A 7,927-nucleotide genomic window follows, 5' to 3' on the forward strand; every position below is an offset into this window, starting at 1 on the left:
AACCAGGCTGGCTGGCCGAAATCGCTGCTTCATCGCGCTGATTCCTTCTGGAAACCAGCATCAAAACAGCCCCGACCTGCAGCAGATTTGAGTCAGACCCCAATATTGCCCCCCGATCGGCGTCCAATCTTGGGTCTGACTCAGTTTCGCTGCACGTTGGGGCTGTTCTGACGCTGGTTTCCAGAAGGAATCAGCATGATGAAGCAGCGATTTCGGCCAGCCAGCCTGGTTCCTTCAGGATTGATGGTCGACGAGATCGCGATCGAAGGCGATCGTGTTGTTGTCCGAGCTCGGGCGGCCGTCAGCGCCGGTCCATGTCCTGATTGTGGGGCGATCTCGCGACGGATCCAGAGCCGGTATTTCCGGCGAGCAAAGGACCTGCCGCTCAGCGGCCGACGCGTCGAACTCCAGATCCTCGTCCGGCGCTTCAGGTGCGATGCCGTTCTATGCGGCCGCCAGATCTTCGCGGAGCGCTTTGGTGATAGTGTCCTTGCTCCGCGAGCACGCCGGACCGATCGTCTCGATCATATCGTCCAGCATCTCGGGCTCGCGTTGGGCGGCCGGCCTGGAGCGAGTTTTGCCGCCAGGATGATGCTGCCGGTCAGCAACGATACGCTGCTGCGCGTGGTCCGGCAGCGTGCCCGGGTACCGAGCGAGCCGTTGCGCGTGATCGGCATTGATGACTTCGCGTGGCGGCGCAATCACCGCTACGGCACCATCGTCTGCGACCTCGAACGCCGCCGGCCGGTCGTCCTGCTTCCCGACCGGGAGCCGGCGACATCGGAAGCCTGGCTCCGGCATCAGTCCGCTGTCCACACAGTCGCCCGTGACCGCGGCGGGGGCTACGGAGAGGCGGTGGCGCGAGCACTGCCGCAGGCCGTCCAGGTTGCCGACCGATGGCACCTGATGGAGAATGCCAGCCGCGCTTTCCTCGACGCCGTGCGCAAGTCAATGCGTCAGATCCGCGGCGCCATCGGCGCCACCGTGATCAATCCCGCTTTGCTGACGGCAGCCGAGAAGCTGCAATATGACGGATATTTGCGGCGCGAGGAGACAAACGCATCGGTCCTTGCCCTCTGGCAGGAGGGCGTGCCGATCAAACAGATCGTCAGGCGCACGGGCCATCACCGCCAGACCGTCAGGCGGATCGTCCGTGGCGAGCGCAGCGACGTCTTCCGACCTCGCCAGAGTTCTCTGGAAGCGCATCTACCCTGGTTGGATGCGCAATGGGACGCCGGCGCCCGCAATGCATCCGCCCTCTGGCGCACAATGCGAAGGAACGGCTTCCGGGGAAGCCTCAGGGTTGTCTCCGAATGGGCAACTCGCCGCCGGCGCGCTGAGAAAGCGGACGCAAGCAGCCTCGCTCGCCTCCCATCGGCCCGGACCATCGCGAGGTTAATGACCACTGGTCGCGACAATCTCTCGAAGGCCGAAACTGTTACGATCGCCGCGATCGAGAACGGCGTCCCGTCCTTGTTCGAGGCTCGCGAGATCGTCGCCGACTTCCATGCCATGATCAGAGCGAGGCAGGCCGAGCCTTTGGCTTCCTGGATCGAGCGCGCCTCCCAAAGCCTGGTCGCCTCATTGTCGAATGGCGTCCGACGAGAGGAGGCCGCTGTGCGAGCAGCTATTCTCTCGACTTGGTCAAACGGTCAAACCGAGGGCCAGATCACCCGTCTCAAGCTCGTTAAGCGCCAAATGTACGGCCGCGGAAAGATCGATCTTCTCCAGGCGCGTCTGATTGGCGCGACATGAGCCCCAAACGTCAGCGAGATTGCGTCAGACCCAAACTTGCACGCCGAAACACATCCTTCTCGTCTGCCTCTGATTTCTTGTTCTTGAACCAGCCGAACATTCCGTCCCCCACTTCCGGGAGCACGATAGTTGGCCAGGCCGCACTATCTTAAGCGGCCCAGGGCCCTATTTCCGCAAACTGCTCGGAAGTCTGCCCCTGCTCAAGGCGTCCCCAATTCTAAGGTCGATTGTGTTCGTCGAGCAGTAACAGGCTCAGCGAGGCGAGTTCTGGTCCCTCGCATCCGCTGTTACATCGCCCTGCCCTTTCGCCAGCTCGTCGCGAAGTGCTCGCTCAATGATGAGCTCGATCTCGACAACGCGCATGCCGCGATCATGGGCGAGCCGCCAGACCAGGTTGGAGATGGCCGGGTTTTTTGGGCCGTATTCTGGCCAGTCGTAGAGTTCGTGGCTGTCGGGGTGATGGGCCATGAGCTATTCAACGGCACGATCGGACGCGATGCAAACCGGCAGGCATTCCACATCAGCGCGAGTTATTACCACTTCTGCGAAAGTGGTAATAACAAGACCAATTCAAAATCGAGCCGGGCCCCGCGGCCGCCACTTGCGAGGGTTGCGATCGCGCTCTTTTGCTCGGTGGGCGAATTCCCTCCAGAAGCGGGCGGCGCGTCGGCGCTCTGCTTGCTCCCAATGACTCACCGTCGCCGTGACCCTCTGCAGTACCCGGGCCGGCGGCATCTGCGCACTTTGGTGCGCGAGCCGAACAAAATCATCCCGGTTGAATCTGAGCAGGACGGTTTCGCCATCATTGGTAGTGGGGAGCAGGCACCACAGCGGCGCGACAATCGATTTCGTCTCGTCGGCCAAACCAGGAGCTCCCTCGAAATCAAAAAAGACTGGAGCCCGGCATGACAGCCAGGTTGCCGGAAATGCTTCCCTGGAATTGGGAACTAGATAAATTCCTTGGTCGACGCGTCGGAACAATTGGCCGGCTGCGGCGAAGCGCGGCAAAGCTGTTTTCAGCCTGGTGCACGCGACCACCCATATCAGATTGCTATAGAAGGCTTCCCGCGCCGCGCGCTCCTCGGCCCGCATATGTGAATATTGGAACTCGATCGTCAGGCCATTTGGAGTGTGGACGTCGGCGATGTGCTTCTCGCCGGATGGTCCGTACCTAATGACCTCCTGCCAGACGGCGGGGAACTGGTCCTGCCATCGAACATGCCATTCCGTCCGCGGTTCCCACCAGTGATCACAATCTCGGTCGCCCCTGTGAGCCCAATGATGAACCCTGATCGGGCCGCATTTCGGAATTACGGCAACTTCGCAGGATGGGCAGACGCCGACCAGACCGGGTGATGCGAGTCTTCGATCGCCGCCAACATGGGCAAAGCGCATAGCTGTCTCCATACGACATCAGTCGCGCGCGAGCGCGAGTTTGTTGCTGTTTTCGAATGGTGGACTGGCAGCGCTACGCGGCTGGCGCCGGGGCTGTTCTCGTTCTCTTCGACGTTCGGATTGGTCCGCCGTCGGTTAGCTCGGCAGATGCCGGCACCTTCTTTCCGGGTGCGAGACCATAGCAGCGTGCGCCGGCGTCTCCGTCAAGTGCTAGCGCCGAGCGCCACGGATGTTCCAAGCCGGTAGGATGTGGCTGATCAATCCGGCCTCAAGACCGGCCGCCATGTTGACGGGCATGCTGTGCCACTCGGCTGGCTTCGGGATTGCCACCAGCACGTCAACAGCGCTGCCGGCACGGAGCGCCTCCAGGATCAGGCCCTTCACGCGCTGGCTCGTTCGCATCGCCTCGTTGCCGCGCCGGTAATGCCCCAAGCGCGTATGCAACGTGGTGAGCGTGACGCCGATATAGCTGACCACGTCGTCGACCACGAATGCATAGACTCCGGGCTCCTTGGGTGCAGGGCCGCTCAGCTCGAAACCATCATCAGCAGCAACCAGGCGCCATTCGCCGATGCGGCGGAATCCGCCGGACTTGATCAGATATTCGGCCCGAGTCGGCTGGAGTCCTTGCTCGCCAACATCGGTCTCGACCTCGACTTCTACGGGCTCGCGGTCGAGCACGACGTCCCGTGTGCGCCCGAGGCTGATGCCGGAGCGCTCGAGCACATGCCTGGCATGCTGGTACTTGATACCGAGCAGCTCGGCGATCTCGGTCCTGAGATAGCCTGCCAACGCGAGCGCACGGATCTTGTCCGCTTTCGATTTCATGCCTTCCAAGGCGGGAAGCACGGTCTTGCGATCGTAGTTCATAGCGGGACCGTAGCGGGAGCACGCATGTTGGGAAACGGGGTGCGAGGTGGCATCCGCTGGGCAATTTGCCCGGCCCTGTCACCCGGTCTCTTGATGCTGTCCAAAAACGAGCGATTTCGGACACTATCCCCCGCTGCTGTTCATAAATTAGCTTGCGCGATTTCCGGTCATGTCCGGTTCTCGCCCTACCCTTTTCGGACTAAAATCCATGTCTCGCGCTTTCGCATATGTCCGGGTCTCCACCAACGGGCAGACCACCGAAAACCAAATTCAGGAAATTGAGGCGGCCGGCTTTCGGGTCGAGCCACACCGGGTAATTTCCGAGACCATTTCGGGGAGCGTGGCAATTTCCGCCCGTCCAGGCTTTACCCGCCTGCTGGATCGACTGGAGCGAGGCGATATCCTGATCGTCACGAAGATGGATCGGCTCGGTCGAAATGCGATCGACGTCAGCTCCACGGTGCACAAGCTCGAGGAGTTGGGCGTCCGCGTTCACTGCCTGGCCCTCGGAGGCGTCGACCTCGCGAGCCCGGCCGGGAAGATGACCATGAACGTCATCAATGCCGTCGCGCAATTCGAACGAGATCTTCTCATCGAGCGGACAAACGCCGGCCTGCGCCGCGCGAAGTCGGAGGGAAGGAAGCTCGGAAGGCCGACCGCCCTCTCCTCCTCTCAGCGCACCGAGATCAAATCGGCCCTAGACGATGGCCAGAAGGTCGCGCCGTTGGCCAAGCGCTTCGATGTCAGTCGGCAGACCATCATGCGGATTCGCGATGAGGTGCACGAGGTCAAGGTGAGAGCCCTACAGCAGGCTCTCATTGTCGGGGAGCAGTCCGCCAATTCTCGCTAGGGCGTCCGCGCCGCGAGTGCCTCCCGTCGACGAGGAACCACGTGGCGATCACCCGGAACTCAGGCGGGGCGGCTCTGGGAGCGATATCTCCGCATCAGTGAAGAGGTTTGGAAACAGCCTTTCGCGATAGTCGAGTGGAAACGCAATGCGGACCGGCGTTTTTGGCGACGGAGACCTTAAAAATCCAGCCTTGAGCAAGTCGGCCATGGTGTTGCGGGCGGTTCTCTCCGATGTTTTCAGCGCAAGGTGCGCGTCACCCCTATCCAGGGAGCCGTGCTTTAGGATGACACCTATCAGATCCGGCGCACGCTTATCGTCGAGGACATCGCGCACCAGCATCCGGAAGCGGGTTTCAAGCCGCTCGATGTCAAACATGAAGGCGGAAAATCGAATCTGGTCGAGTACGACCGAGAGGAACCATTCGCAATAATCCTTCAGCGCAGCGGCCGACAGATTTCCTCTACCATCGAGATCGCCGCGGCGCGGGCTGTCTGCGTGGTCCATCATCCTCTTGTATTCGCCGCGATCTCTTAGTCCTCGCGCCAACCCCCGAGAAATGGACCAGAGGCCAAAGCCCCCGATTCCCGCACGCTGTGCCATGGCATGCGACATCAGGCGGCTGACGCGACCGTTTCCGTCGGGAAATGGATGGATGTAGTTCAGGCGGTGGTGAGCGGAGGCAATGGCGATGATCCTGGTGCTGGGCCAGTTCTCGGCTGCGCCAAATCGCTTTGCGAAGTGCTCCATGAATGGCTGGACCTGGGACGAAGAGGGTGGAAGATGTCTCCCCACCTCGACGTCGTCGGCAGCCTTCTGACGAAACTCCCCCGGAACGATTTCCGCCAGAATCCCGTCCGGCCGCTTAATGAACCTAAACTCTTCGGGCATCTCGTCGTAGAATGCGCGATGCGACCAGCGTAGGAAATCTACGGACGTTGGGCTTGATAGGGTCCCTTTTAGGTGCATTTCGTCGATCTCGCGTTGCACCATCACGTGGGCCTTGGCCTCAAGTGCAAGCGGGCGAGTCTCCGGCTCCAGCTCGGCGCCGGCAAGGGCACGCTCGATGTCTTTCGGCCGGGTGTTGTGCCCTTCAATCAGATTCGAGTAGTAGGAATTCATCATGCGAACGAGGTCGGCGAGCTCGGCTGCGGACTCGGGATGAAGCCCTCGGCCAAGATTTCCCGCTTCCCTTTGAATCTCGATGGATAGGTCCGCGAGAACCTGTGGGATCTGATCTTCGAAGAAGACAGGCTCAATGCGGCTGGGAGTTTCGATCATTTTTGCCGGATCCGCTCGGGAAGAATATTGTTTGAAACAATACCCTTACGGCGCAGAAGGGCAATCATTTGCCGATCTTGGTTGCCGATGTTTGCTTCCGATCGTGGCGCCTGTCGCGCTGCCCTGTGCGTTGTCTGCCGCCCCGGGATTGCGTGCATAACAGAAAAGGAACATAAAGAGAACAAACTTGACGACGGCTGGGGCGACCAGGGAGCTAAACCATGCCAGAAGTCCAGATTGCAGGCGGCCAGGGATTGCCACCGGAGCCCGGCCCCGGACAGCTGTCCGTGAATTGCTCGACGTGGTCCATCTTCGACGAGGGCGACGCTTTCGGTCGCCAGTGGATCATTCGCGGGCTGCGAGGTGCTAACGACATCATCACGGTCGAAATCCACGTCAGCGCCGAGAGCATCGTCACGATGGTTGTGGAGCCAGGGGTTGAGGCTGGCGCCGTTGTCAACGGCGGTCGGATTCCAGGCCAGCGTGGCGGAGTAAAAGCAGGCCACTGGCGTTGGGGAGCGGCGGATATGGCGAGGGCCCCGATCGGGGCCCTCGCCATATCGCGCTGCCGGGATTGCTCAGGCGATGATCTCGCCGGTTTCGGGATCGGCTTCGTCGGCGGTGGCCTGGTTTTGCTCCGCCGCGGCGGTGGCGCGGCGACGGCCGGCGGATTGCCTGAGGCGGTAGCTGTCGCCGTTCATGGCCAGGATGCTGACGTGGTGGGTCAGCCGGTCGAGAAGCGCACCGGTCAGCCGCTCCGACCCCAGGACCGAGGTCCAGTCCTCGAAGGGCAGGTTCGAGGTGACGATGGTCGAGCCACGCTCGTAGCGCTGCGAGAAGACCTCGAACAGAAGCTCGGCGCCGGTCGGCGACAGCGGCACATAGCCGAGCTCGTCAACGATCAGCAGCTTGACCGCCTGCAACTCGCGCTGGAGCCTGAGCAGGCGCTTCTCGTCGCGGGCCTCGAGGAGCTGGCTGACCAGCGAAGCCGCCGTGGTGAAGGCGACGGAGAAGCCCTTCTGGCAAGCGGCCAGCCCGAGCGCGAGAGCGACATGGGTCTTGCCCGTGCCACTGTTGCCGAGCGCGATGATGTTCTCCCGGCGCAGGATGTAGCCGCAGCGCGCCAGTTCCAGCACGAGCATCTTGTTGAGGCTCGGGATCGCCGTGAAGTCGAAGGTGTCGAAGCTCTTCACCGCCGGGAACCGCGCCGCCCGGATCCGCCGCTCGACCATGCGCCGTTCCCGGTCGATCAGTTCGAGTTCGACCAGCCGCAGCAGGTAGCGGGGATGATCGACGCCGTCCCGGGCGCATTCCCGCGCGACCTTGTCGTATTCGCGCAGGACCGTCGGCAGCTTCAGATGCTTGAGGTGATGGGCCAGCAGCACCTGCGGCGTTCCCGCGGTGGTGCCCGCCGGCATCACCTCCTTCGCCGGGCCCGTCATGCCGCCGCTCCAGGCAGGAGAACGGCATAATCGGCGGCCGAGGTCGTCTTCACTGCCGTCTTCGGCAGGTGCGGATAGGCCGCCAGGTTGAGACGGGCCGGGCGCCGCTCCAGACGCGCCAGGGCGATCAGCTTCACTGCATCGAAGCCGATCGCACCCAGTCGGATGGCCTCGCCCACGGCAAAGCTCACGACCTCGCGCGGAAGGGCCTCCATCAGCCGCAGCACCTGGATGAACGTAAGCGCGTAGCTGGAACCGTTCAGTTCTTGAAGTTCCAAGGCATGAGCTGGTCGATCTGAGAGATGGGCCAGCGATTGGCGATGCGTTCGAGGGTCTG

At 62.0% G+C, this 7,927-nt stretch carries 7 protein-coding genes and 1 pseudogene; 2 read left to right on the top strand and 6 right to left on the bottom strand.

Annotated elements, in window-relative coordinates:
- Positions 1-198: 198 nt before the first annotated feature.
- The gene (locus ACFPOB_RS30245) at positions 199-1,755 is read left to right on the top strand and encodes an ISL3 family transposase (protein ID WP_377801863.1); all 1,557 of its coding nucleotides are present in this window, start codon (positions 199-201) and stop codon (positions 1,753-1,755) included.
- Between the two features lie 252 nt (positions 1,756-2,007).
- On the opposite strand, the gene ACFPOB_RS30250 is transcribed toward ACFPOB_RS30245, so the two are convergent.
- The 3 genes from ACFPOB_RS30250 to ACFPOB_RS30260 form a co-directional block, all read right to left on the bottom strand.
- Complete coding sequence (locus tag ACFPOB_RS30250) at positions 2,008-2,223, bottom strand: hypothetical protein (protein ID WP_306223818.1); 216 nt, start codon at positions 2,221-2,223, stop codon at positions 2,008-2,010.
- Between the two features lie 102 nt (positions 2,224-2,325).
- On the bottom strand, positions 2,326-3,150 hold the full coding sequence (locus ACFPOB_RS30255) for a competence protein CoiA family protein (protein WP_306223819.1): 825 nt from the start codon (positions 3,148-3,150) through the stop codon (positions 2,326-2,328).
- Between the two features lie 210 nt (positions 3,151-3,360).
- Positions 3,361-4,020 (bottom strand): GIY-YIG nuclease family protein, encoded by a 660-nt coding sequence (locus ACFPOB_RS30260; RefSeq protein WP_306223820.1) that lies wholly within the window; start codon positions 4,018-4,020, stop codon positions 3,361-3,363.
- A 208-nt stretch (positions 4,021-4,228) separates the two neighbouring features.
- Here ACFPOB_RS30260 and ACFPOB_RS30265 point away from each other — a divergent pair, with 208 nt between their 5' ends.
- Positions 4,229-4,870 (top strand): recombinase family protein, encoded by a 642-nt coding sequence (locus ACFPOB_RS30265; RefSeq protein ID WP_306223821.1) that lies wholly within the window; start codon positions 4,229-4,231, stop codon positions 4,868-4,870.
- 48 nt (positions 4,871-4,918) lie between these two features.
- Here ACFPOB_RS30265 and ACFPOB_RS30270 read toward each other — a convergent pair whose 3' ends face one another.
- The 3 genes and pseudogenes from ACFPOB_RS30270 to ACFPOB_RS30280 form a co-directional block, all read right to left on the bottom strand.
- The gene (locus ACFPOB_RS30270; RefSeq protein WP_377801864.1) at positions 4,919-6,148 is read right to left on the bottom strand and encodes a Fic family protein; all 1,230 of its coding nucleotides are present in this window, start codon (positions 6,146-6,148) and stop codon (positions 4,919-4,921) included.
- A 578-nt stretch (positions 6,149-6,726) separates the two neighbouring features.
- Entirely contained in the window at positions 6,727-7,590 is an 864-nt protein-coding gene (istB, locus tag ACFPOB_RS30275) for an IS21-like element helper ATPase IstB (protein WP_054211492.1), read from the bottom strand.
- A pseudogene (locus ACFPOB_RS30280) lies at positions 7,587-7,927 on the bottom strand (hypothetical protein); the annotation flags it as partial. The gene istB and the pseudogene ACFPOB_RS30280, both read right to left, overlap by 4 nt.

The sequence above is a fragment of the Allobosea eneae genome (assembly GCF_042657265.1).
GTDB lineage: Bacteria > Pseudomonadota > Alphaproteobacteria > Rhizobiales > Beijerinckiaceae > Allobosea > Allobosea eneae.